Origin of the sequence: Propionispira raffinosivorans DSM 20765 (assembly GCF_000381065.1) — a bacterium.
Classification (GTDB): domain Bacteria; phylum Bacillota; class Negativicutes; order Selenomonadales; family Selenomonadaceae; genus Propionispira; species Propionispira raffinosivorans.
Window position 1 is genome coordinate 46,497 of the sequence record NZ_KB905860.1, and the last position, 22,315, is coordinate 68,811.

Consider the following 22,315-nt stretch of genomic DNA (forward strand, 5'->3'; position numbering starts at 1 on the left):
GTCCCTGCTTTTCATTACTTTTTTTGTAGTTTATTATAACATACTTTTCTTAATTCTAATTTAAAGTTTTCTAAAATACTCCCACCAGCACAAGCCAATGCATACTGCTGATACGCCTTACCATTAAACCTGTATTTCGACAAATCCCTAGCAATTCCTCCCTGATAATTTCCATATGTAATATCAACCACTTGTAGCCACAGCTCCGATTGCTTCATCGCCTCAATCTCATTTTTGGTATAAAAAAACATACTGAAGAATGCTTCAATCTTTAAAGTGGTGCTCATTAAAAAAATCATCTACTTTATATAATTCATAAATATCTTTTTTATATAATGCAGATAATTGCCTCGTATTTTTTAATAGTAATTCATAATTGTTTTCTCCATATTCTACAAGTTCAAGCTCATTACTTGCTGACGATAATCCTTTATCAAGTATCTCATCTATTTCATATATTTTACAATATATTTCCTGACTAAACCATGGATTGTTATCTGCCGTAGATAAAATTTTCGAATGATATTCATGACAATCTTGCATCGTAGTGAATATCGTATGACGTTCAATGTATTTGTCATCAACCGTTCGAGCAATCCATGAATTTAGTGGAGCCAACACTTTATTAAATATTTCTTCATAAGCAAGCATCCTTTTATCTATAACCTTTTGTAGCTATTCAGTAGCCACTTAAAATGGTCATTTTTTTCATTTGGCTAACAAAGCATTGGAAATAAGAAAATTTGTGTAAAATTCTTTGAAATCTGTGGATAAGTATAGCTTGTACCCCCTTTAACATCAGCGCTTCTATCGGTATAATTAATTGTATTAAATGGTAGAAGGATGTGTTTACTTTGAACATACAAGAGGAACGATTTATACAGCAACTCATTGCTACGAATGCTCACTTATCTCAGCAAATTGCATCCTTAACGGCACAAGTCACAGCCTTGACGGAGTTAGTTGCTCGTCAAAATGAACAACTCCATAAGAATAGCAAAAATAGTTCTAAACCACCTTCTTCTGATGGTTTGAAGAAAACTAAGACACGCAGTTTGCGTAAATCTACCGAAAAAAAGCCTGGCGCCCAAAAGAATCACAAGGAAACAGGTCTTAAACTTCCTCATAAACCAGATGAACTCATTGACTGTGAACCAAATGAATGCCTGCATTGTCCTAATGCTCAGCTCTGTACCTCAAAAGTGAAGGAATCTCGCTATGAAATTGATCTAAAAACAGTTGTCATGGTACGTCAATATCGGCAAATCATGCGAACTTGCAAACAGCATTCTGATATAGTCCTTACGGGTGAATTCCCTGTAGGAATTACTGGCACAAAACAATATGGCAATGGGGTTAAAGCAATGGCGGTTGCGCTTACTTCTGACGGTGTTGTTTCCATAGAACGTACACACAATCTTTTGAGTGCTGTCAGCGGTCTTTCTATTAGTACTGGTAGTATTTACAAGATGAACCATGAATTTGACACTGGTTTGACCGATGTCGTTGAGAATATCCGGTTGGCCTTACTCCAAAAGACTACGCCTGTACATTGCGATGAAAGCGGTGCGCGGACAGCTGGTCGTTTGGTCTGGGTTCATAATGTATCCGATACAGATTTTACGTATCAGACGGTAAGCTGGAAACGCGGTACCTAAATATTTTCCGTGCCATTCAATTTGCTTTGGATGGTGCACCGGAAAAAGCTGTTTTTATTGGGGCTACTGAATAGTTACAATCATTCTTATACTCTAATTCTTTAATTTCTCTTTCTCTATTTTCACTCCACATATAATACGCACCGACCCCAGCTATAGCAGGTGAGCATTTCGCAACCACATCGAAGTAATAATATCCCCAGTTATTAGACCAGCAATAGTAGAGCGCACCTAATAAAATAATAATAATAATACCTGTAACGCATTTATATTTTTTTATTAAATCCATAAACTCATCTCCTCCAGCCTATTATACTCTTATAAAAGATAATTTTACAAATATCATCCAATGCCACTATTACAGCAGCAACTTCCCTATAATAATAGGCAACCCTATGTTAGCGGTTGCCTATTATACATCGTTACCTCAATCGGTCCAAGACCACAATTACCACGATCAAAGTAAGAATACCCCATAAATCATGCATAACCATCACCTCCAATGGTTATCATAATCGACAATAGGATTTTTAAAATCTTATGTTTTTGCTCTTTTTAATTTAGTACCGTAGATATAGGAGAAACGCCCTTAACCAAATTAGCGCGTAGAAAAAGCCACCAGCAATTACTAGTAGCTTGTGTGTAATTCCCAGAATAAGACGATTATTTATAGTAATGTATATAAATTTGATTTTTGAAATAGTACGTTATGTTGATCAAATCCCCTATTTTTGCAATATTCTAGAAATGTTTTCTTATGACTTTCAGGTGCTCTAGGATCTAGTATAACTTCACATATACTATCAATAGGAACATCATAATGTATTACAGGTGGAGTCTGTATTTTTTCAAAAATATCAGCCAATTCTATCTCGCTCATCATTGACGAGTTATTTTTTCTCATTGTATCCGCTAATTTAAGTGAACATGAAATTCTATATTCCGCTTCATGTTCAAAAGCAGGTCTTTTTAATTCACAAATTGCTTTATCTGTCATAATAATCCCCATTTTGTCTGGGGTTCTACAATTATCTACATTGTAACCTTGATGATACTTCACTTTATAATGATTTACCTTTATAGTTGAATTGATTTTAGTAACGGCTTCTGTTATTTGTTGAAGAATCTGTGCTAGTTTTACCGTAATTCTTACACCTAACTTATCTTGGCTATAAATTCTCCACATGGCATCAGATTCTTCCCGAGTATCAGTCCACGACTGTGCATATGTATGTTGCAACACGCTATTTTTCCCTGCCTCTATTAATTTTTTATTCATCTTTTCAACAACCCATGTTGGTATTCCCTCATTAAAATTTTTTTTAACAGGAAACCCTTCATAAGGGTCCTCCCAAAGGGTTATTTTAGTTAAATACAACCGATGCAATTCTATTAACTCTACAAATCTACTAAATGATATATATTTATATAAGAACACATCATTTTCCATTAAATAATCCTCCTCCAAAGTTTTAAATTAAACTAATTAAACTCGTACCGGTCCACCTGGCAAGTACAAGCCACTGCTTACTGTTGCACATATGTAAGCATTTACTGTACTGTTTTATAAATAAAGAGCTGGAGGAATATCCGCATAATATGCCCTGAATTTCCATTCCCCAATTCCTATATATCGAACATAATCAACCTTTATTTTATCCGTTTCTTGGCTTTCTAATTCAATAATATAATTACCGCAGTTATTTTCATTTAGCCATTTCTCAAAATCAGCGTAATTGTCAACTTTGATTTTTATATTAATATCTTTATTGAATGTAATCATGTTAGTGCCATCAGCAGCGATGTCTCTCCCCGTCTCTGGAGTTATCATTTCAATTATCAGATATCCTTTATAATCTGATAATTGATACGGTGGCAATCCGTTACCCTTTTTATTTTCTATGCTGACCCGGTATTGTTCAAAATCATATTTTTTCCCCATACACTCAGCTCCTCCATATTGTTTGCAATTATTTGCAACTTCCAATATAGCATGAGACTTTTCATACAGCAATAGCAAACACGTCCATTTTCAAAATCTGCCTTACACTTCCATCTTCCTAATTTCCACAGTATTCTATGACCTGCCGATATTAGGGTAACACAAAAGCCGCTCACACATTCGTAAGCGGCTCATTTATAAACTTTTGATAATATTATTATAGCACCGTAAACCCTTGAAAAACGGAAGTAAAAGGGAAGTATCCGACCGTGAAAATGCTGTCATTTTGCTGTGAAAAATCACCATCAACTTATCCACAGAATACAAAGCGCAGCTGTTCCGGTCGTACGGCTGATCCAAACATCATGAAAGCAATCTCTTTAACCGCCTTGTTTTCCCTCTCACGCGCCCATAATAAACGCACATCAAGGACGGCTCATCACCGTCCTTTTTTAGATCTATTTATTCAACTGATTCATAGGTTTTTTCGAATATATCTGGCTTGCATGGATATATTTCGCCGCTTATTCCCCTAATAATGTAATCCCCCATACTAGCGTGCATATTTTCCTCAAGTGTTTTTATGAAAAGTTCGCAAGGAGGCTCTATTCGATCTAACGAACTAAAAAATATTTCGCCTTTCTCTATAGCTTCCCACGCCCATGCCGGTGTACTGTCACCGTTCACAAAATCTCCGTCAAATTGAAAGGCTTCTATCTCAATTGGTTTCTTACGATACTTTGTCATAAATAATCTCTCCCTTTTAGCGATATTCTTTTCCGGTTTTAGTATTCTTCAACGCAATGCGCCCCACGGTCTCAAACCCTGCTGCCCCAAACATTGCCTTAGCCATATCTTAAAAGCAGAATCATCGCAAAAAAAGCCGCCCCCATTTAAGGAGGCGGCAAAAAAAATAGTCTACACAAGGAACGCACGTACTAAAAAGGAGGCATACTATGCCAAGATTAAAAAAAAGAACAGACGGTCGCTACCAATCAAAAATACTCATCGGGCATGATGAATTGGGGAAATCTATTTATAAATTTGTTTATGCAAAATCTCAAACGGAACTGAAAGAAAAAGCCGAACAAGCTAAAATAAACATACAGCAAAAACTCTCTAGGACACACTATATTGATTCGGATACGTATCCCCTAGGCAATTAGACGATTGGTTGAATAACGTCATGCAGGGTCATGTGCGCCAAAACACATGGGAATCGTACGAGATCATAGTGCGAGTTCATCTAAAACAATCCCTTGGAATGATCCACTTGCAAAATTGCAACCACAAGCAATACGTGCTTTTTATGATGAAAAGAAATCGACTGGATTATCAGATCGATCTGTACAATATATGCATACTGTTTTAAATGCTGCGTTGAAACAAGCTGTATTGGATGAAATCATAGAAAAGAACCCTTGTACCGTTGCCAGTGTTAGAATAAAGAAACCTCAACGGACAAAAGAAATTAACGTCTTATCCCAAGAACAGGTAAATAAATTATTAGCAGCCGCAACGGACTGGCGTAAAATTATATTTTTTATTGCCTGGGGTACAGGTTTGCGGCGTGAAGAACTTCTTGGCCTGCGCTGGCAGGATATTGATTTTAAGCAAGGTACCCTATCCGTTAATACGACCGTTATCTGTACAAAGGCATTTGGATCTATGATCAATAAGCCCAAAAATACATCGTCTTATCGAACCATTCCGATATCAAAAGAAATTCTGCACGATTTGCAAAAGTATCGGGTCGTTGTAAAATCTGAACAACTCAGCAGTTTGAATTATGAAAATAATGATTTGGTTTTTGCTAGAAAAGATGGAAAACCACACGATCCAAGACGACTGAGTAAAGATTTTAAAAAATTTATTATTTCCGCGGGATTGCCTGAAAAATTTCATCTACATGATCTGCGCCATACACACGCTACACAACTATTACAGCTTGGTGTTCATCCAAAAGTAGTTCAATACCGTTTAGGACATTCAACATTCCAACAAACTATGGATACCTATTCGCATGTATTCCCGCAAATGCAGGATGGAATCGCCGATATGATGTCGGCAATGTTACCAAATAAAAAACAGTCTTAAAATCCGTTACTTTTTTCAATAGTAGTCAAAAGGTAGTCAAAAGGCATTAGATTTTGACTACCAAAAAAGGCACCCATGATAGCATGGATGCCTACGTTTATTGAGTTGGTGCGGAAGACAGGACTTGAACCTGCACGTCGTGGGACACTAGATCCTAAGTCTAGCGCGTCTGCCAATTCCGCCACTCCCGCATTTGTTCGGTTAACTCGTTAACCAACTTCTATATCTTAGCACAACTTTTTTTAATTGTCAAATATTTTCACTCTGCTTTTTGATCTTCTTCTAAGATTTTTTTCAATAAATCTTCCGTCAAATCTTCTTCCGAGTAAACCTTTATCCCATTTTGGACAAGCAGGGCCGCACAAACACCTTGACCACACACTTTTGTATTCGAAAAAGTTCCATCATAAATCGTATTAACACCGCAAGAGGGACTATCTTCTTTTAAAAAAGCATATTTTACTTTATATGCTTGGGCAATCTTTAGTACTTTGTCTGCCCCTTCACAAAAATTAGCTGTGATATCTTGTGTATTCGTCTTGCTTATTACCTTTGCTTTACCCGCCAAAACCATTGCACCATCACCATTTTGAATTTCGGATGGTGGATGCGGAATTGGCAATTGTCCGAAACACTCCGGACATACAGCAATATATTGTGCCAAACTATTATAACGCAATAAAAGCGCATTCGGCGCTGCCCCGCCATCATATCTCGTTTTATTTCCTAAAAGGCAGGCACTAACTAAAATCATTGATACATCCCCTAACATTTAAACGGCTTGACTGGTACATCGATTTTCTGCACGAGTTCTGCAAAATTATCCACATGGATTTTTTCACTTGCAAAAAGTGGAATTGCAGCACAAGTACGTGCATCATCAAGTGCATTATGATGATTAAAATCAATATGTAAATGATCCCCAACCGTATCGAGCTTATGATTTTCAAGCTCTGGCCAAATCTTACGAGCGATGCTTACTGTACAACAATGATGAAACTTTGCCGGCACCAAATTATATTCCTGGATTGCATATTTTAAAACACTCATATCAAAAGATGCATTATGGGCTAAAACAATTTTATTTTCCAGACGAAGCTTAAGTTCGGGCCATATTTCAGCAAATGTTGGTTTATTACGCACATCCTCAGGTGTAATCCCATGGATTTGTATATTAAAGTAATCAAACTTCATGCCAGGTGGCTTAATTAGCGCATAATATGAATCATGGATTTTTCCATCTTTTACTTCAACAACAGCCACACTGCAAGCACTATTTCGTTTACTATTGGCTGTTTCAAAATCAATTGCTACAAAATTCATCATACTTTCTAATCGTTCCTTTTCTTGAAAATTTACTCCTAATTATAACACAAATCCACGTACTTATTGCGAATAATAAAATCCTCTGCCAAATACAGGCAAAATAATGACGCTTTTCTATTTTTATATGCAAAAAAGGCGCAGTACTTATACCACGCCGTTTCTTTACTATACTTACTGTTTTTTTGTTTTCAAATAGTCATCAATGGCTGCGGCAGCTTTTTTACCAGCCCCCATAGCTAAAATGACAGTTGCGGCACCCGTTACAATATCACCGCCGGCAAAAACGCCTGCTTTCGTTGTAGCACCAGTTTCTTCATTGGCAACAATATTGCCTCGTTTATTCGTATCCATCCCCGGTGTTGTCGATTGAACGAGTGGATTTGGTCCCTGACCAATGGCAACCACCACTGTATCAACATCAATTTCAAATTCTGACCCAGGAATTTCAATCGGACGTCGACGGCCTGAAGCATCCGGTTCACCTAATTCCATTTTAATGCAGCGCATTTTTTTAACCCAGCCCTGCTCATCACCAAGAATTGCCACTGGATTATGTAGTAACTTAAAGTCAATACCTTCTTCTTTAGCATGATGGACTTCTTCAAGGCGAGCCGGAAGTTCTTCCTCACCGCGGCGATAAACAATATAGACATGTTCTGCTCCAAGACGAAGTGATGTCCGCGCTGCATCCATAGCAACATTACCTCCGCCAATTACTGCAACATTATTGCCGACATGGATTGGCGTTGCATGTGTTGGAAATTGATACGCTTTCATTAGATTGCAACGAGTCAAAAATTCATTCGCCGAATACACTCCATTGAAATTTTCACCTTCAATCCCCATAAAATGAGGCAAACCCGCACCAGTTGAAATAAAGACCGCACTAAAGCCATCTTCATCCATAAGTTCGTCAACCGTAAATAATTTTCCGGCTACGGCATTAACTTCAATTTCCACGCCCATTTTCTTGAGACTATCGATTTCCACTTTTACAATATCATCTTTCGGCAGTCTAAACTCTGGAATTCCATAAGATAAAACACCGCCAGCTGTATGTAGTGCTTCAAAAATCGTTACTTTATAACCTTTTTTCGCCAGTTCACCTGCCGCCGACAAGCCAGCCGGACCTGAACCAATAACAGCCACTTTTTGTGCATCAGCAGCATAAGCAATCGGCTGCGTATTATCGCCCTGAGCTAAGCTGCGATCCGCTACAAAACGTTCCAAACGACCAATTGCAACCGATTCACCACGTTTGGCGAGCACACAATATTTTTCACACTGACTTTCCTGCGGACAAACCCTGCCGCAAATTGCTGGTAAACTATTTGCTTCTTTAACCACAGCAATTGAACCAGCAAAATCTTTTTCTTTGATTTTCGCGATAAATCCCGGAATATCTACTTCAACTGGGCAACCCTTACGACACTGCGGCACTTTGCAATTCAGACAGCGATTTGCTTCGGCAACAGCATCTTCTTCACTATAGCCTAGAGCAACTTCCTCAAAATTTGTTGCACGAATTTTCGGATCTTGTTCTGGCATTTTATGTTTCATCAATGAGATTGGCATTCACAGTCAGCTCCTTTCGTAAGCCCCTGTTGTTCACAGCGACAAACATGATCCTTCTCTTGTGCTTCCTGCGTTTTATACGTACGCTGACGCATCATAAGACCTTTAAAATCAACCTGATGTGCATCAAACTCAGGACCATCCACACAGGCAAACTTGCTTTCATTGCCGATCTGAACACGGCAGCCGCCGCACATACCAGTTCCATCAACCATAATAGGATTTAAGCTGACAACTGTAGGTATGCTATAAGGGCGTGTTGCTTCAGCCACACTGCGCATCATTACAACTGGGCCAATTGCGATTACTTCAGCGATTTTCACACCTTTATCAATAAGCTGTTGCAATGCCGTAGTAACAAACCCTTTGATTCCATAAGAACCATCATCGGTTGTCACATAAACTTCATCACTTACCGCTTTCATTTCATCTTCAAAAATTAAAATTTCTTTTGATTTAGCACCCATAATAGAAATCACCTTATTACCCGCTTGTTTTAAACCACGAGCAATCGGATAAACCGGAGCAACACCAATGCCACCACCAATACAGACAATCGTCCCCATATCAGGTTCAATATGTGTTTTTTTACCTAAAGGACCAACGAGATCTAAAATAGATTCGCCTTCATTTAGTGCCCCTAATAACTGCGTTGAAGCACCAACTTCCTGGAAAATAATCGTGATGGTTCCTTTATCACGATTAAAATCAGCAATCGTAAGTGGAACTCTTTCGCCTTCGTCATTCACACGAAGAATTACAAACTGTCCCGGCTCCGCTTTTTTTGCAATCCGCGGTGCTTCAAGATCAAATAAAAGTACGCCTGGTGATAACACCTGCTTTTTTAAAATCTTAAACATAATCCACTCTCCCATATAAATACATGAATACTGACTTTATAGTACATCAAAAAAATCTCATAGGCAATATTTATTTCACAGAGTATTTTGATAGCACAATGAGCTTAAACGACTAACAGCCTTAACTTTATTTAGCAAAAGCACCGCTTAAATACGGCAATAAATTTGTTTTAATTGGCATCAAATAAATATTGGCATCTTGTTTTTTTACAAAATCTAAAGCTTGTCTGGCAAAATCAATGTTCCATTCCAGCGTCGGTTGAAAAGCTTTTGGGAAAATCACATTGTTTTTGCTTTCCCAATAATTGACGGATCGCTCCGACAAAACAGGAGATACTCCCCAATAAACCTCTACCCCAGCAAGAATTTCCGCATAGATTTCCAAATAGCGCAGATCAAAAAAAGGCTGGGTGAAAAACCCGGCTGCGCCGGCTTGAATCTTGCGGCGAATATTATATTCTTCCTGACGCATACTGCTGCGATACTGGTCAAGTCCTGCATAGACTTTGATATGTGGCAGCTCATCACGAAATTTACGGATTACATCGGTACTAACCGTTGGATAAATCGTCCGCCCCATATCCTGCGGTGGATCACCGGTAATAACCAAAACCTCACTAATTTTATGCTCAACCAAATAAGAAGCCATTGGCAATGGTTTGTCTAAATCAATATCAATGGCCCGAATATGCGGCATAGCTTCTCGATAAAATTCTTTCGCAACCGTTGCGCCTTCCCAGCTATGCAGTTCATAACGCAAAAGCTCCGGTACATTAATCAGATCGATACAGGTAAAATTATTTTTTAACAGTTCCAATTCTTCACGAATTGCAGCTTCTCCGCGTGGAACTAATTCAATTGATATTCTAGGCATATAAAAGCTCCCATCATAAAATGTGATGTACTGTTTTATCTTATTCTATACAAAAAAAGTAAAAATTACAACTATATTTAAGTTGCATTAAATATTCTATATGGCAAACGGCAGGTATCAAGCTCCACAAAACTCAACCCTGCCGATCTTTTATATTCCGTTAAAAAAGTCCAGTTATTTTCCCATCATTTGTAATATCCATTTTTTCAGCAGCTGGATGTTTGGGTAATCCAGGCATCGTCAGTATATTCCCTGTTAATGCTACGATAAATCCGGCACCAGCAGAAATTTTAATTTCCCGGACTGTAATTGTAAATCCGGATGGTCGGCCTAGTTTTGTTGCATCATCGCTCAAGGAATATTGCGTTTTCGCCATACAAATCGGCATTTTATCAAGGCCGAGATCCACAAGCTCTTTGATGCTTTTGCGAGCTGACGCCGTGAATTCGACACCATCTGCACCATAAATTTCCCGGGCAATAGCATTGATTTTATTTTCAATAGTTGCTTCTGTTTCATAAATAAATTTAAAAGCCTTTGGTTTATCGACTGCTGCTAATACTTTCTCAGCAAGTGCAATCCCACCGGCACCACCTTTTGCCCAAACTTCAGAAAGAGCTACTTGTGCGCCCATGGCCCTGCACTGTTCTTCTACAAAAGTAAGTTCTGCTTCAGTATCTGTAGGGAATGCATTGATGGCAACTACCACCGGCAAGCCAAATTTATGTATATTTTCAATATGTTTTGTAAGATTACTTAAGCCCGCATTAAGGGCTTGCATGTCCACCTGTGTCAATTGATCTTTAGACATTCCACCATGCATTTTAAGAGCGCGAACCGTAGCAACAATTACAACAGCATCCGGGCTGATTCCGGCAAAGCGGCATTTGATATCAAGAAATTTTTCAGCTCCCAAATCAGCACCAAATCCAGCTTCCGTAACGACGACATCAGCAAGTTTTAATGCAAATTTCGTCGCCATAACACTATTGCAGCCATGCGCAATATTGGCGAATGGACCACCATGGATAAACGCTGGTGTGCCTTCGAGTGTCTGCACTAAATTAGGTTTGATTGCATCTTTAAATAACAGGGTCAGTGCTCCAGTTACATTGAGCTGTGCTGCACGTATTGGTTCTCCCTGCCGAGTGTAAGCAACGATGATTTTCCCCAAACGATCTTTCATATCATCAAGATCTTGAGCGAGACAGAGAATTGCCATCATTTCAGAGGCCACCGTTATATCAAAACCTGTTTCTCGCGGTACCCCATGAGGTTTTCCTCCCATACCGCAAACAATATTGCGCAAAGCACGATCGTTAAGATCAACCACACGGCGCCAAGTAATGCGACGAACATCAAGATCTAATTCGTTTCCTTGCTGTAGGTGATTATCAATCACAGCTGCTAATAAATTATGCGCCGTCGTAATTGCATGAAAATCACCCGTAAAGTGTAGGTTGATATCCTCCATTGGCACAACTTGTGCATAACCACCGCCTGCCGCACCGCCTTTTAGACCAAAACAAGGTCCTAAAGATGGTTCACGCAGCGCAATCGCTGTTTTTTTGCCTAATTTATGTAAAGCATCGCCCAAACCTACACTCGTAGTTGTTTTACCTTCACCGGCCGGTGTAGGGTTAATGGCTGTAACAAGAATCAATTTCCCATCCGGACGATGTTTGATAGAGTCCCAGGCTGCCAGTGCTATCTTCGCCTTATATTTACCATATAATTCAAGCTCATCCTCTGAAATACCTAGCTTTTCTGCAATCGCTGTAATTGGCTGAAGTAGCGCTGCTTGTGCAATTTCTACATCACTTTTCATCAATCTGCCTCCCTGACAATAAAAAAATTTTCAAGTGCTTTAGTATTGTTTTAAATTATTATAATATAATTATTATTTATTTAAAATTTATATTGTTTTACTCAACTGCAGGCGCGCTGCTTTCACGGTATTATGCATAAGCATAGCAATCGTCAAAAGTCCAACCCCGCCGGGCACCGGTGTAATCGCACCAGCAACAGATTCTACTGCCTCAAAATCAACATCACCAACAAGCTTTTTCGGAGCAATACGATTGATTCCAACATCAATTACAACAGCTCCAGGTTTAACCATATCAGCGGTAACAAAATGTGGTCTTCCCACAGCAGCCACTAAGATATCAGCTTGTTTCGTAATCGCTGCCAAATTTTTCGTTCGTGAATGACAAACCGTCACCGTTGCATCCCGTGCAAGTAATAAATGAAACATTGGCTTGCCCACAATATTACTGCGACCAATAATGACGGCATTTTTACCAGCAATTTCAATTCCAGCTAGTTCCAACATTTTGATGCATCCCATAGGCGTACATGGCACAAGATGTTCCTGACCGGTCGCCAGTTTCCCCACGTTGATCGGGTGGAACCCATCCACATCTTTATCCGGATCGATAAAATCCAAAATTTCCGCCTCATCGGTATGAATATGTGGTGGCAATGGCAGCTGAACCAAAATTCCATGAATTTTACAGTTGTGATTAAGTTCATCAATTTGAGCTAATAACATTGCTTTTGTTGAATCGATCGGCATTTCAATGACTTCGGAATAAATACCCAATTCTTCGCACGAACGATGCTTATTAGCAACATAGACCTTTGATGCCGGATTTTCACCAACGATAATAACAGCAAGCCCTGGTGTAACTTTAAATTCTTGTTGCAGCGATTCAACCTGCTTTTTAGCTTCCGCTTTTATTGCAGCAGCAAATATTTTTCCTTCTAATAATTTTGCAGTCATATTTTACCCCCAACCGATCAATCAAATAGTCACCATATTATACTAACTAATGTAAATAAAAAAATTGAAATTGCTACGATACCATTTCGCATAAAATAAACTTGCGTCACCTGACTCAAATCATCAACGCCTACAATCGAATGCTGATAACATAAAGTCAATAATGCAATGAAAACACCACCGTAATAAATCAGTGCTAAATGCATAAGAATTCCAACCATAGTAAAACATAATATACTCAAAAAGTGCATACCTTTAGCAATACGCAAGGCACCAACAAGACCAAACCGCGTTGCCATCGAATGCAGTCCATGGTCTTCATCAAATTTTTTATCTTGACAACCATAAATGACGTCAAATCCGGCAATCCAAAGTCCCACCGCTAAACTCAATAAAACAATTGGTAAATCAAGCGAACCGCGAATTGCTATCCAGCCGCCCGCCGGTGCCATCGCTAGAGCAATACCTAAAACAAGATGACAGCAGCAAGTAAATCGTTTCGTATACGGATAAATAACAAAGGGAAAAATTGCCAGAGGTGCCAGTTTCACACAAATCGGATGAAGCTGTAATGTCGCCGTAATAAAAACACCCAAGCTGACCACGATCAGTAAAATACTTTCCCATGGCTTCACTTCACCAGTCACCATCGGGCGTTTCGTAAAGCGAGGATGCAATTTATCATACTTTAAATCTATAATATTATCGAGTGCCAGAGCGGCACTCCGCGCACCTACCATTGCCACTGTAATCCAAAGGAATGTGGACAGGTCCGGTACACCATCGGCAGCTAAAAAAGCTCCCATATAAGCAAAAGGCAAAGCAAACACAGAATGATGCAATGCTATATTATTTACATGTGCTGATAATTTACTCAAAACCAAGATCCTTCCATTTCTGATCTACTGCGGCCTTGATATCATCACTCATCACGATTTCATCTGGCCATTCACGTGTATGACCTTCTTCCGGCCAGGACTTCGTCGCATCAATTCCGACTTTTGTTCCCCATTTTGGCATCGGTGAAGAATGGTCAAGTACATCAAGCGGTCCATCAACCATCACGATGTCTTGTTTTGCATCAATATTATTGAAGACGCGCCACCAAACTTCCTGCTCATCTTGCACATTAACATGAGAATCTACAATGATAATCATCTTCGTAAACATCATCTGCCCCATACCCCAGACCGCATGCATTACTTTTTTAGCCTGCTGCGGATATGTTTTTTTGATTGAAATCATTGCACAATTATGAAATACGCCCGCCAGCGGTAAATTAATATCGACAATTTCCGGCATCATCACTTGGAGAAGTGGTAAGAAAATGCGTTCCGTTGCCTTAGCTATATAGCAATCTTCCATCGGAGGTTTCCCCACAATAGTTGCTGGATAAATTGGGTTTTTACGATGCGTAATACATGTAATATGAAAAACCGGATACTCATCCGCCAGCGAATAATAACCCGTATGGTCGCCAAACGGACCCTCGCGGCGCAGTTCATCCATTTTCACGTATCCTTCCAGCACGATTTCACTATGTGCTGGCACTTCAACATCGACGGTTTCACATTTGATCATTTCTACTGATTTTTTACGCAGCATACCAGCAAAAACCATCTCATCGATATCCCGCGGCAATGGTGCCGTCGCAGCATACGTCAAAACAGGATCTGTACCAATGGCTACAGCAACTTCAATCCGGTCTTTCCCCATTTCTTTATAGGCGCGAAAATTTTCAGCACCATTTTTATGAATATGCCAATGCATACCCGTTGTTTTCTCATCAAATTTCTGCAAACGATACATACCAACATTGCGTTTGCCCGTTTTAGGATTTTTCGTAAAAACAAGCGGCAGTGTAATAAAGGCGCCACCATCTTGCGGCCAGCATTTCAGAATTGGAAATTTATCCAAAGATGGCTGATCTTTGATAATAACATCTTTGCACGGTCCATTTTTTACATATTTAGGAAAATTAATTGCCCGTTTCGCGGTTGGAATAATCGAAATTAAATCGAGTTTATGCTCCAAAGAAACATACGGCAGTTTTAAAATTTCTCTAAGTTCATCCGCAATATCATCTATTTTTTCCACACCAAAAGCAATAGCCATTCGTTCCATGCTGCCAAATGCATTCATTAAAACAGGAACATCATATCCTTTGACATTTTCAAAAAGCAACGCAACATTTTTAGCGCCCTTCATCTTAGAGACCCGATCTGTGATTTCGGTAATTTCTAATTCACAATCGACTGGTGTCGTAATCCGTTTTAAAAGCCCTCGCTTATCGAGTGCATCGATAAATTCCCTTAAATCTTTAAAAGCCAAAATTATATACTCCCCTCAACTATTTTCGCAAAACAAAGCGAACAATAAATACACTGATTTCATATAGTAAAATCATCGGAACTGCTATCATTGACTGCGAAAATACATCTGGTGTCGGTGAAATAACAGCTCCGATAACAAATGTTAAAAAAATAACAATTTTACGCTTTTTGCGCAAAAAAGCCGATGTAACAAACCCCATTTTAGCCAAAATCACAATAATGAGCGGCAATTCAAAAATAAATCCAAACGGCAGCACAAAGGCAATCACAAAATCGAGGTATTTACCAATGGATAGCAATGGCTGTAAATCTGCATTGCCAAATCCCAAGAAAAATTTAATTCCCGCCGGCAGCACAAAAAAGAAAGCAAAAGCCAGCCCCATAAAAAATAACCCGGCAGAAATTGGTACAACCAGCCCAATCAAAAATCTTTCTTTTCCCGTCAACGCGGGCAGAAAAAATCGCCATACATGATACAAAATCACGGGCATTGCCAATAAAAAGCCCGCGAAGAAGGATACTTTCATATAGGTAAAGAAAGCTTCCGCCGGCTGCATATAATATAATTTACCAGCGGGAATCGTTAAATAATGCATGATATCTTCAATAAAGAAATAGCAAATCCCGCTGCCAATAGCAATTGCAATTATTGAATAAATCAGCCTGCTTCTAAGTTCATCAAGATGGCGCAGCAATGTCATATTCCCTTTCGCTGCCTCTTCAATTTCTGCAGGTGTTTTTTCACCTACATATTCTTCGTAGCTCCGTTCATCTGCCATTAATCAGACCCTCACTTTGCATCTTTTTTTTGAGGTTCTTCATTTTTTTCGACTGCTTTAACAACAGACTCCTCTTTCTTTTCTTCAGGAGGTTCATTCGATGCATTTTTAAATTCGTTTAAACTTTTTCCCACAGCACGTCCTATTTCCGGTAATTTACCTGGACCAAACACTACCAAACCAATCACCAAAATCAAGCCTAATTCCGGTACACCTATTCCAAACATAATGTCATTCCTCCAACTTTTATTTCACTTTTATAAACGAATCTATAACTCGTACTGTAATTATACAATTACATGAAAAAAAATACAACGAAAGCAATACATATTGCTTATAAAAAAATCGTCCTTGCATAAACAAAGACGATTTTAGAGCAGAAATTATTTTACTTCTGGTTTTTTATCCGATACAGTTTCAGCTTTCACCGTTGTTTCTTCTGGTTTTGGTTCACTTTTAGTTTCTGCCTTCACAACTGGCGTTGAGATACTTTCGGTCAACCCCGCGGTTGCTTTTTTAAATTCATTTAAACTTTTTCCAACTGCTCTGCCGACTTCCGGCAGTTTACCGGGTCCAAATACGACTAATCCGATAATTAAAATCAAAATTAATTCTGGTACACCAATTCCAAACATGACTCATTCCTCCATTTAATTTTAATGTACTCTATTTACTTCATGACGTCAACGCCGATTTATATAGATACAAAAAAAATTCCTTCACAATATCATACTGCATTTAGTACGTACGAATGCGAATTGAATCTGCAGCTAATTGATATGCCTCAAAAACCGCAGCTGGAATCGATGATGGCAATACATCATAAGCCTTGGTAATGTATTCATCTACTTTTCCCCGTGCATATTCCACAGCGTCCGTTGCTTGAACAATATCTAAAGCACGAGATAGCAAGTCGTTACTCATATCGCGTGTTTTTAATATAGCCTGAAGCTCTTCTGAATTTGGACTCACTTCAAGAGCATGAATAACTGGCAAAGTCACAATCCCCTGCAAAATATCATTGCCCGCTGGTTTGCCGATTTCTTCCTGCGTTGCTGTCAAATCAAGTAAATCATCGGTAATTTGAAAAGCCATCCCAATAGCTTCACCATATTGCCGTAGTGCGTCAATTTCTTTTTCCGGCAGTTTCGCGACAATCGCACCTAGTTCGCAGCTGGCGGCAATAAAATTCGCTGTTTTTTTTGCAATACGCGCATAATACTCAGATTTGTCTTTTGATGCACGAAAAGTTTCTTTATTTTGAATGATTTCGCCCTCACTCAAATCACAAATAAGCTGTGCCAAAATCATAGTCACCCGTGAACTGTAATTTTGTTTTGCTATTAAAGAAAAAGCTTTCGCAAATAAATAGTCTCCACTCAAAATGGAAATCTGATTGCCCCACTTTGAATTTGCTGTTGGCGTACCACGCCGCATATCTGCACTATCAATTACATCATCATGCACAAGTGAAGCCATATGAATCATTTCAATCGCTGCTGCCAAGGGCATAATATTTTTTTCGTCAACCGAACTTCCACATCGTACAGCCAAAAAATAAAGAGCTGGTCGCAAGCGCTTCCCGCCCGAATTCACTAAATGTGTTCCGATTTCCGTGATTAACTCTATCGGTGATTGAACTACGGCAAGCATTTCTTTTTCTAATTTCGCCAAATCTTCTTTCACCACATCGAACATCTTGTTACTGGACAAATTTATCACCTACAAGTTAGATATCTTAACTTAATAAGTTTACTACAACACTAAAGATTTGGCAAACTACATTCGTTGAATTTATGAATACAATTCTCTTTTTAGAAACTTATTTTCCTCATCAATAACTCATGCTTATTATAAGATATATAAACTTCATTAAATAGTCTTAACAATAATTTTTAAAAACAGCAGGCCCCAAAATATGACCTGCCGTTTTAGTGAAATTAAGATTTAAATTGTAACTTTATCAGCGGCTGTGACATGTCTGCCAATGCCCATTTCCTCTTTACTAAAGCCCAGGGCAAAACCAACCAATTGCTGCAAATGCAAAATTGGAACCTCTACCGAAGACTTCGTGGCTTCACGCCCTTCTGGTGAATACATATCAAGCTGCATTTGACATAAAGGACATGGTGTAACGATCATCTGTGCTCCAGCTTGTGCTGCATTATCAGCAATCTTCCCAGTTACAGTCAAAACATCATGTTCCGCTGTAAAAAAGGCATGGAAGCCACAGCATTTAAGCTTATAATCAAAATCTATTGGTGTTGCCCCCAAAAGTTTTATTAACTTTTCCAGAGACTCAGGATTTCGTCCATCTTCATAATTCAACACTTTTTGCGGACGAATCAAATGACAGCCATAAAACCCAGCCACTTTTACATTTGTAAGTTTATTTTTGATTTTTCCAGCAAAAACTTCAGGATGCGCATCCAAAACCCATAAGAAATGGGTAACTTCTGCTGTCCCCTGATAAGGATACGGGTGTCCAGATTTCTCTAATATTTCATTTACTTGTGCCCGCAGGTTCTCATCTTCATCTAATTTTGCCTTAGCTTGTTTTAACTGTAATGTACACGTATTACATACCGTCATAATTGGCAGGCCCATATGTTCTGCAATGGAAATATTACGGGCATTAATTGCCAGCATTGACAATTCGCTGACACCTTGCGCATGCGATGCACCACAGCAAGTCCATTCTGGAATTTCTACAAGTTCAATCCCAAGTGCTTCTGACACCTTCATCATCGAAGCATGAGCTTCTGCTGCCGCCCCTTTTAAAACGCAGCCGGGAAAAAATGCGTACTTCATATTATTTGTCCTCCTTAGCTGCAATATCGATAATCGAACGAATTTTGCTAATATCTTTATTTACAGGTGCTTTTTCAAATAAATCAAGCTTGCCAGTTTTCATTAAACGATAAGCAATTGGCACACGAAATGCTGCCGAAATAAAACCTTCTGATTGTACAGATAATTTACTTTCATCAAGCAGGCCAGTATTGTATATGTCATCATAAATGGCTTTCGCATGGTTTGAACCAACGGAAGATGCCATTTCCAGTTTAAACGTCGCTTCTTTTAATTTTTCAATTGCCCCTGCCGGATCGAGATCTTTCGGACAACTCGCTGTACACTCCTGACAGTTAAAGCATTTCCAAAGACCAGCTTCAATAACATCTTTCAAATGCTGTTTGTGGTCTTTGTCGCGCGAATCTTCGACTAGTTTTGCTGCTTTAACAAAAATAAATGGGTCTAAAAAATCTTTTTCATTTAATGCACTTTTATTGCACTCTGAAACACAAGATCCACAAAGTATACAGCCTGCATACTTTTTATATTTATCAAAATCCTCAATGGACTGTTTACAGCCAGTTTTTACAGTAAATTCCGCTTTAGGATGTAACGACGGCTCAATTTTTTTCATTTTTTCATATTTCGGGTCCCAATCAACGATTAAATCGCGAATTATGCGAAAATTGCCCAAAGGTTCAACAATTAAAACATCTGTTTTATAGCGTTTTACCAATGTATCTAAAAGAACTTCACAGGCGAGTTCAGAATGACCATTTACACGCACTGCACAAGCACCACAAATACTTGACCGACAAGAAGATGTGAAAGATAATGACGGGTCCTGCTTTGCTTTAATTTCATGCAATGCTGATAAAATCGTCAAACCTTTCGTTATTTCAATTTTATATTCTTGAATCCATTTTTTTTCATCAACATAGCGATGAATCTGCAAGGTAACTATCATAATCAGTACTTCCTTTCTTTCGGCTGATATTTCGTCACAACAACATCCTTATACTCGGTCTTATAGGTGTTTCCTTCTTTGAATACCAAGGTATGTTTCATGAAATTCTTATCATCACGCAGCGGGAAATCTTTACGTGAATGTCCGCCGCGACTTTCCTTTCGTGCCGTAGCACCAAGTACAATTGCCTTGGATATTTGTAGTAAGTTACCTATTTCAATATAATTCATAAATGCTGTATTGTAAGTATGTGAAGAATCCCCAACATAGCAGTTCTTATAAAGTTCCATTAAGGCATCAATTTCTTTTGATGCCTCATTTAAATGCTGTTCATCACGATAAACACCCGCTTTGTACCACATTGTTTCAGCCATTTTATCGCGAATTTCAACAACCGGCGTACCGACTGTACGTGTCGTAACTTCATCGAATTTTGCCAGCCATTGATCACGCGAAGCTTTCAGTACTTCAAGATTACCTTCATATTTCGTTTTTGCAGCATACTCTGCCGCACTTTTGCCAGCTACCGTACCAAAAACCAAAACTTCACTCAAAGAATTTGCACCTAAACGATTGGCACCGTGAATTGAAACACAAGAACATTCGCCAGCTGCATATACACCTGGTACACGCGTTGCTGTCGTTTTATAATCATCAACTTCCAATCCCCCCATTGAATAATGACAAGAACAGCGAATCGGCACTGGCTGTTTAGAAATATCTACGCCTTCGAAACGTAATGATAAATCGTATACTTGTCCTAAACGTTCCATGATACGCTCTTTAGGAATATGACGAAAATCCATATATACAGCTGCATGCAGTCCTTCACCGATTCCACGGCCTTCACTGATCTCGGTTTCAATGGATCGAGCTACAATATCGCGCGTGGCAAGTTCCATGGCTTTTGGAGCATATCTAGCCATAAAACGATTGCCATCTTTATCAAGTAGGTATGCGCCTTCTGAGCGGCTTGATTCGGATAACAATACCCCGTTACTAGCCAATCCCGTTGGATGGAATTGCACCATTTCCGGATCTTTGAACGGAATGCCTAGCTGCATGCCCATAGCAATTCCATCGCCTGTTGAACTGTAAGGATTGGTTGTACGAATCCAATATGCACGACCATAACCCCCAGTGGCTATAATGATACTTTTAGTGGGAATCGAAATAAAATTACCGCTGCGCATATCAACGGCAACAACCCCACTCAATTTTTCGTCTTTCCGAACAATTTCAAGCATCTGACATTCAGAAATAAATTCTACATTTTTTGCTAAACATTGTTCGAATAGAGCATGTACCATGGCATGACCAGAACGATCTTCATAATATGCAGCCCGCGCATGTGAGCTGCCACCCATTTTACGTTGATGAAATGACCCATCTTCCTGACGATTATAAGGATATCCCATATAATCCATTTCATAAATCACTTTTCCAGCAGTTTCGGCAAAATACTCTACTGCATCCTGATCACAAAGATAATCGCCGCCTTTTACGGTATCAAATGCATGTGCTTCTGTTGTATCGTCGGGATCTGTCACCCCTGTAACACCATTCATACCGCCTTGTGCCATCGTGGATGCCGATCGTGTCGGGATCATTTTAGTCATCACGGCAACTTTTAATTTGTCATTTTTTGCTGCCTCAAGTGCTGCCTTCATACCAGCACCACCGCTGCCGATAATGAGTACGTCATATGTTACATTGCCATCACGTACATTCTTTGGGATGTTATTGCCTTCCCACTTAAAATATGTTCCGGCTGCAATTGCAACACCTGCCGCTGCACCACCTTTAATAAAGGTACGCCTTGAAATTTCTGTTGACATATTCAACCCTCCAAATAATAAAAATTCATAAAATATCTTTAATTATGATAATATAAATATAATATATTACCATTCTATCTTACCATTAGTTTTTTCTATTTTCAACAAGTCTATCATTCATAAAAACTATATGTATCATAATAAAAACCTATATGATGTAATTTCTTTAATGCATTATGTATAGATACTATAAAAAAGTCATGACCTCCGGTAAACCGGAGGCTTGCTCAAGCCCTGGAAGGGCATATTACTAACATAAGCCCCTCAAGGGGCGTCCGAATGGTCTAACCAACGTTTTACTTTTTCGGGCGACCCCTAAAGGGGCTTTTTATTTATGCCTTTTGCTTCTTGCTACCCGTAAACGGGTCCACAAACTCTTTTAAACTCATTTGTTCTGTTATTTGATCTTGTTCTAGCTGATTCCTAATGTAGTTCTCTATCTGCTTTTTATTTCTTCCTACCGTATCCACAAAATAGCCGCGTGCCCA

At 39.0% G+C, this 22,315-nt stretch carries 26 protein-coding genes, 1 tRNA gene and 1 pseudogene; 4 read left to right on the forward strand and 24 right to left on the reverse strand.

What is annotated here, in order from left to right; translation table 11 throughout:
* Nucleotides 1-14: 14 nt before the first annotated feature.
* Together F606_RS0115445 and F606_RS0115450 are read right to left on the reverse strand one after the other, a co-directional pair.
* The gene (locus tag F606_RS0115445) at nucleotides 15-251 is read right to left on the reverse strand and encodes a hypothetical protein (RefSeq protein ID WP_211210084.1); all 237 of its coding nucleotides are present in this window, start codon (nucleotides 249-251) and stop codon (nucleotides 15-17) included.
* 13 nt (nucleotides 252-264) lie between these two features.
* The gene (locus tag F606_RS0115450; protein ID WP_019554797.1) at nucleotides 265-651 is read right to left on the reverse strand and encodes a hypothetical protein; all 387 of its coding nucleotides are present in this window, start codon (nucleotides 649-651) and stop codon (nucleotides 265-267) included.
* A 203-nt stretch (nucleotides 652-854) separates the two neighbouring features.
* Here F606_RS0115450 and F606_RS0115455 point away from each other — a divergent pair, with 203 nt between their 5' ends.
* A complete protein-coding gene (locus F606_RS0115455; protein ID WP_019554798.1) occupies nucleotides 855-1,658 on the forward strand; it encodes a DUF6444 domain-containing protein in 804 nt (267 codons plus the stop codon).
* Between the two features lie 16 nt (nucleotides 1,659-1,674).
* On the opposite strand, the gene F606_RS0115460 is transcribed toward F606_RS0115455, so the two are convergent.
* The 4 genes from F606_RS0115460 to F606_RS0115475 all read right to left on the reverse strand — a co-directional run bounded on the left by F606_RS0115460 (nucleotide 1,675) and on the right by F606_RS0115475 (nucleotide 4,347).
* On the reverse strand, nucleotides 1,675-1,947 hold the full coding sequence (locus F606_RS0115460; RefSeq protein ID WP_019554799.1) for a hypothetical protein: 273 nt from the start codon (nucleotides 1,945-1,947) through the stop codon (nucleotides 1,675-1,677).
* Nucleotides 1,948-2,325: 378 nt separating this feature from the next.
* Nucleotides 2,326-3,108 carry a DUF2971 domain-containing protein gene (locus tag F606_RS0115465; protein WP_019554800.1) on the reverse strand — a complete coding sequence of 261 codons (783 nt, stop codon included), beginning with the start codon at nucleotides 3,106-3,108 and terminating at the stop codon, nucleotides 2,326-2,328.
* A gap of 114 nt (nucleotides 3,109-3,222) precedes the next feature.
* Nucleotides 3,223-3,600, reverse strand: coding sequence for a hypothetical protein (locus F606_RS0115470; RefSeq protein ID WP_019554801.1), 378 nt, complete (start codon nucleotides 3,598-3,600; stop codon nucleotides 3,223-3,225).
* 462 nt (nucleotides 3,601-4,062) lie between these two features.
* Nucleotides 4,063-4,347: a hypothetical protein gene (locus F606_RS0115475; protein ID WP_019554802.1), complete on the reverse strand. Its 285-nt coding sequence runs from the start codon at nucleotides 4,345-4,347 to the stop codon at nucleotides 4,063-4,065.
* Nucleotides 4,348-4,556: 209 nt separating this feature from the next.
* Here F606_RS0115475 and F606_RS0115485 point away from each other — a divergent pair, with 209 nt between their 5' ends.
* The 3 genes from F606_RS0115485 to F606_RS21985 are packed head-to-tail and all read left to right on the forward strand — an operon-like array spanning nucleotide 4,557 to nucleotide 5,697.
* Nucleotides 4,557-4,766 carry a hypothetical protein gene (locus F606_RS0115485; protein ID WP_019554804.1) on the forward strand — a complete coding sequence of 70 codons (210 nt, stop codon included), beginning with the start codon at nucleotides 4,557-4,559 and terminating at the stop codon, nucleotides 4,764-4,766.
* 20 nt (nucleotides 4,767-4,786) lie between these two features.
* A complete protein-coding gene (locus F606_RS24000) occupies nucleotides 4,787-4,972 on the forward strand; it encodes a hypothetical protein (RefSeq protein ID WP_071595061.1) in 186 nt (61 codons plus the stop codon).
* Nucleotides 4,957-5,697 (forward strand): tyrosine-type recombinase/integrase, encoded by a 741-nt coding sequence (locus F606_RS21985; protein WP_071595062.1) that lies wholly within the window; start codon nucleotides 4,957-4,959, stop codon nucleotides 5,695-5,697. The genes F606_RS24000 and F606_RS21985 overlap by 16 nt, the downstream gene beginning before the upstream one ends.
* A gap of 106 nt (nucleotides 5,698-5,803) precedes the next feature.
* Here F606_RS21985 and F606_RS0115495 read toward each other — a convergent pair.
* From F606_RS0115495 to F606_RS23725, 18 genes and pseudogenes are all read right to left on the reverse strand, one after another.
* Nucleotides 5,804-5,888, reverse strand: a tRNA-Leu gene (locus F606_RS0115495).
* Nucleotides 5,889-5,956: 68 nt separating this feature from the next.
* Nucleotides 5,957-6,451 (reverse strand): 2-thiouracil desulfurase family protein, encoded by a 495-nt coding sequence (locus F606_RS0115500; RefSeq protein ID WP_019554805.1) that lies wholly within the window; start codon nucleotides 6,449-6,451, stop codon nucleotides 5,957-5,959.
* Between the two features lie 11 nt (nucleotides 6,452-6,462).
* Nucleotides 6,463-7,023 (reverse strand): 3'-5' exonuclease, encoded by a 561-nt coding sequence (locus F606_RS0115505; protein ID WP_019554806.1) that lies wholly within the window; start codon nucleotides 7,021-7,023, stop codon nucleotides 6,463-6,465.
* 171 nt (nucleotides 7,024-7,194) lie between these two features.
* Entirely contained in the window at nucleotides 7,195-8,598 is a 1,404-nt protein-coding gene (gene gltA, locus F606_RS0115510) for an NADPH-dependent glutamate synthase (protein WP_019554807.1), read from the reverse strand.
* Nucleotides 8,583-9,458, reverse strand: a complete 876-nt coding sequence (locus F606_RS0115515; RefSeq protein WP_019554808.1) for a sulfide/dihydroorotate dehydrogenase-like FAD/NAD-binding protein — start codon at nucleotides 9,456-9,458, stop codon at nucleotides 8,583-8,585. Before F606_RS0115515 ends, gltA begins: the two co-directional genes overlap by 16 nt.
* A 127-nt stretch (nucleotides 9,459-9,585) precedes the next feature.
* Nucleotides 9,586-10,332, reverse strand: coding sequence for a methylenetetrahydrofolate reductase (locus F606_RS0115520; protein WP_019554809.1), 747 nt, complete (start codon nucleotides 10,330-10,332; stop codon nucleotides 9,586-9,588).
* A gap of 160 nt (nucleotides 10,333-10,492) precedes the next feature.
* Entirely contained in the window at nucleotides 10,493-12,160 is a 1,668-nt protein-coding gene (locus F606_RS0115525; RefSeq protein ID WP_019554810.1) for a formate--tetrahydrofolate ligase, read from the reverse strand.
* A gap of 87 nt (nucleotides 12,161-12,247) precedes the next feature.
* A complete protein-coding gene (gene folD, locus F606_RS0115530) occupies nucleotides 12,248-13,117 on the reverse strand; it encodes a bifunctional methylenetetrahydrofolate dehydrogenase/methenyltetrahydrofolate cyclohydrolase FolD (protein ID WP_019554811.1) in 870 nt (289 codons plus the stop codon).
* A gap of 29 nt (nucleotides 13,118-13,146) precedes the next feature.
* Nucleotides 13,147-13,995: a UbiA-like polyprenyltransferase gene (locus F606_RS0115535; RefSeq protein ID WP_019554812.1), complete on the reverse strand. Its 849-nt coding sequence runs from the start codon at nucleotides 13,993-13,995 to the stop codon at nucleotides 13,147-13,149.
* Entirely contained in the window at nucleotides 13,988-15,448 is a 1,461-nt protein-coding gene (locus F606_RS0115540; RefSeq protein ID WP_019554813.1) for a menaquinone biosynthesis decarboxylase, read from the reverse strand. The genes F606_RS0115535 and F606_RS0115540 overlap by 8 nt, the downstream gene beginning before the upstream one ends.
* Before the next feature lie 19 nt (nucleotides 15,449-15,467).
* Complete coding sequence (gene tatC, locus F606_RS0115545) at nucleotides 15,468-16,229, reverse strand: twin-arginine translocase subunit TatC (protein WP_019554814.1); 762 nt, start codon at nucleotides 16,227-16,229, stop codon at nucleotides 15,468-15,470.
* 11 nt (nucleotides 16,230-16,240) lie between these two features.
* On the reverse strand, nucleotides 16,241-16,456 hold the full coding sequence (gene tatA / locus F606_RS0115550) for a twin-arginine translocase TatA/TatE family subunit (protein ID WP_019554815.1): 216 nt from the start codon (nucleotides 16,454-16,456) through the stop codon (nucleotides 16,241-16,243).
* 156 nt (nucleotides 16,457-16,612) lie between these two features.
* Complete coding sequence (gene tatA, locus F606_RS24005; protein ID WP_019554816.1) at nucleotides 16,613-16,864, reverse strand: twin-arginine translocase TatA/TatE family subunit; 252 nt, start codon at nucleotides 16,862-16,864, stop codon at nucleotides 16,613-16,615.
* 103 nt (nucleotides 16,865-16,967) lie between these two features.
* Nucleotides 16,968-17,927, reverse strand: a complete 960-nt coding sequence (locus F606_RS0115560) for a polyprenyl synthetase family protein (RefSeq protein ID WP_019554817.1) — start codon at nucleotides 17,925-17,927, stop codon at nucleotides 16,968-16,970.
* A 249-nt stretch (nucleotides 17,928-18,176) separates the two neighbouring features.
* Nucleotides 18,177-19,040 (reverse strand): CoB--CoM heterodisulfide reductase iron-sulfur subunit B family protein, encoded by an 864-nt coding sequence (locus tag F606_RS0115565; protein ID WP_019554818.1) that lies wholly within the window; start codon nucleotides 19,038-19,040, stop codon nucleotides 18,177-18,179.
* Nucleotide 19,041: 1 nt separating this feature from the next.
* Nucleotides 19,042-19,989 carry a succinate dehydrogenase/fumarate reductase iron-sulfur subunit gene (locus tag F606_RS0115570; protein WP_019554819.1) on the reverse strand — a complete coding sequence of 316 codons (948 nt, stop codon included), beginning with the start codon at nucleotides 19,987-19,989 and terminating at the stop codon, nucleotides 19,042-19,044.
* A gap of 2 nt (nucleotides 19,990-19,991) precedes the next feature.
* Nucleotides 19,992-21,827, reverse strand: a complete 1,836-nt coding sequence (locus F606_RS0115575; protein WP_019554820.1) for an FAD-dependent oxidoreductase — start codon at nucleotides 21,825-21,827, stop codon at nucleotides 19,992-19,994.
* Nucleotides 21,828-22,159: 332 nt separating this feature from the next.
* Nucleotides 22,160-22,315 (reverse strand): annotated as a pseudogene (locus F606_RS23725) (IS200/IS605 family transposase); the annotation flags it as partial.

Excerpts from the sequence above, each read along its gene's own strand:
- F606_RS0115505 (WP_019554806.1), bottom strand. The coding sequence starts at position 7,023 with ATGATGAATTTTGTAGCAATTGATTTTGAAACAGCCAATAGTAAACGA.
- F606_RS0115485 (WP_019554804.1), top strand. The coding sequence starts at position 4,557 with ATGCCAAGATTAAAAAAAAGAACAGACGGTCGCTACCAATCAAAAATA.
- F606_RS0115565 (WP_019554818.1), bottom strand. The coding sequence starts at position 19,040 with ATGAAGTACGCATTTTTTCCCGGCTGCGTTTTAAAAGGGGCGGCAGCA.
- F606_RS0115445 (WP_211210084.1), bottom strand. The coding sequence starts at position 251 with ATGTTTTTTTATACCAAAAATGAGATTGAGGCGATGAAGCAATCGGAG.
- F606_RS0115470 (WP_019554801.1), bottom strand. The coding sequence starts at position 3,600 with ATGGGGAAAAAATATGATTTTGAACAATACCGGGTCAGCATAGAAAAT.
- F606_RS0115575 (WP_019554820.1), bottom strand. The coding sequence starts at position 21,827 with ATGTCAACAGAAATTTCAAGGCGTACCTTTATTAAAGGTGGTGCAGCG.
- F606_RS24000 (WP_071595061.1), top strand. The coding sequence starts at position 4,787 with ATGCAGGGTCATGTGCGCCAAAACACATGGGAATCGTACGAGATCATA.
- F606_RS0115520 (WP_019554809.1), bottom strand. The coding sequence starts at position 10,332 with ATGCCTAGAATATCAATTGAATTAGTTCCACGCGGAGAAGCTGCAATT.
- tatA (WP_019554816.1), bottom strand. The coding sequence starts at position 16,864 with ATGTTTGGAATTGGTGTACCAGAATTAATTTTGATTTTAATTATCGGA.
- F606_RS0115460 (WP_019554799.1), bottom strand. The coding sequence starts at position 1,947 with ATGGATTTAATAAAAAAATATAAATGCGTTACAGGTATTATTATTATT.
- F606_RS0115465 (WP_019554800.1), bottom strand. The coding sequence starts at position 3,108 with ATGGAAAATGATGTGTTCTTATATAAATATATATCATTTAGTAGATTT.
- F606_RS0115450 (WP_019554797.1), bottom strand. The coding sequence starts at position 651 with ATGCTTGCTTATGAAGAAATATTTAATAAAGTGTTGGCTCCACTAAAT.
- F606_RS0115570 (WP_019554819.1), bottom strand. The coding sequence starts at position 19,989 with ATGATAGTTACCTTGCAGATTCATCGCTATGTTGATGAAAAAAAATGG.
- F606_RS0115500 (WP_019554805.1), bottom strand. The coding sequence starts at position 6,451 with ATGATTTTAGTTAGTGCCTGCCTTTTAGGAAATAAAACGAGATATGAT.
- gltA (WP_019554807.1), bottom strand. The coding sequence starts at position 8,598 with ATGCCAATCTCATTGATGAAACATAAAATGCCAGAACAAGATCCGAAA.
- tatC (WP_019554814.1), bottom strand. The coding sequence starts at position 16,229 with ATGGCAGATGAACGGAGCTACGAAGAATATGTAGGTGAAAAAACACCT.
- F606_RS0115475 (WP_019554802.1), bottom strand. The coding sequence starts at position 4,347 with ATGACAAAGTATCGTAAGAAACCAATTGAGATAGAAGCCTTTCAATTT.
- folD (WP_019554811.1), bottom strand. The coding sequence starts at position 13,117 with ATGACTGCAAAATTATTAGAAGGAAAAATATTTGCTGCTGCAATAAAA.
- F606_RS21985 (WP_071595062.1), top strand. The coding sequence starts at position 4,957 with ATGCATACTGTTTTAAATGCTGCGTTGAAACAAGCTGTATTGGATGAA.
- F606_RS0115515 (WP_019554808.1), bottom strand. The coding sequence starts at position 9,458 with ATGTTTAAGATTTTAAAAAAGCAGGTGTTATCACCAGGCGTACTTTTA.
- tatA (WP_019554815.1), bottom strand. The coding sequence starts at position 16,456 with ATGTTTGGAATAGGTGTACCGGAATTAGGCTTGATTTTGGTGATTGGT.
- F606_RS0115525 (WP_019554810.1), bottom strand. The coding sequence starts at position 12,160 with ATGAAAAGTGATGTAGAAATTGCACAAGCAGCGCTACTTCAGCCAATT.
- F606_RS0115560 (WP_019554817.1), bottom strand. The coding sequence starts at position 17,927 with ATGTTCGATGTGGTGAAAGAAGATTTGGCGAAATTAGAAAAAGAAATG.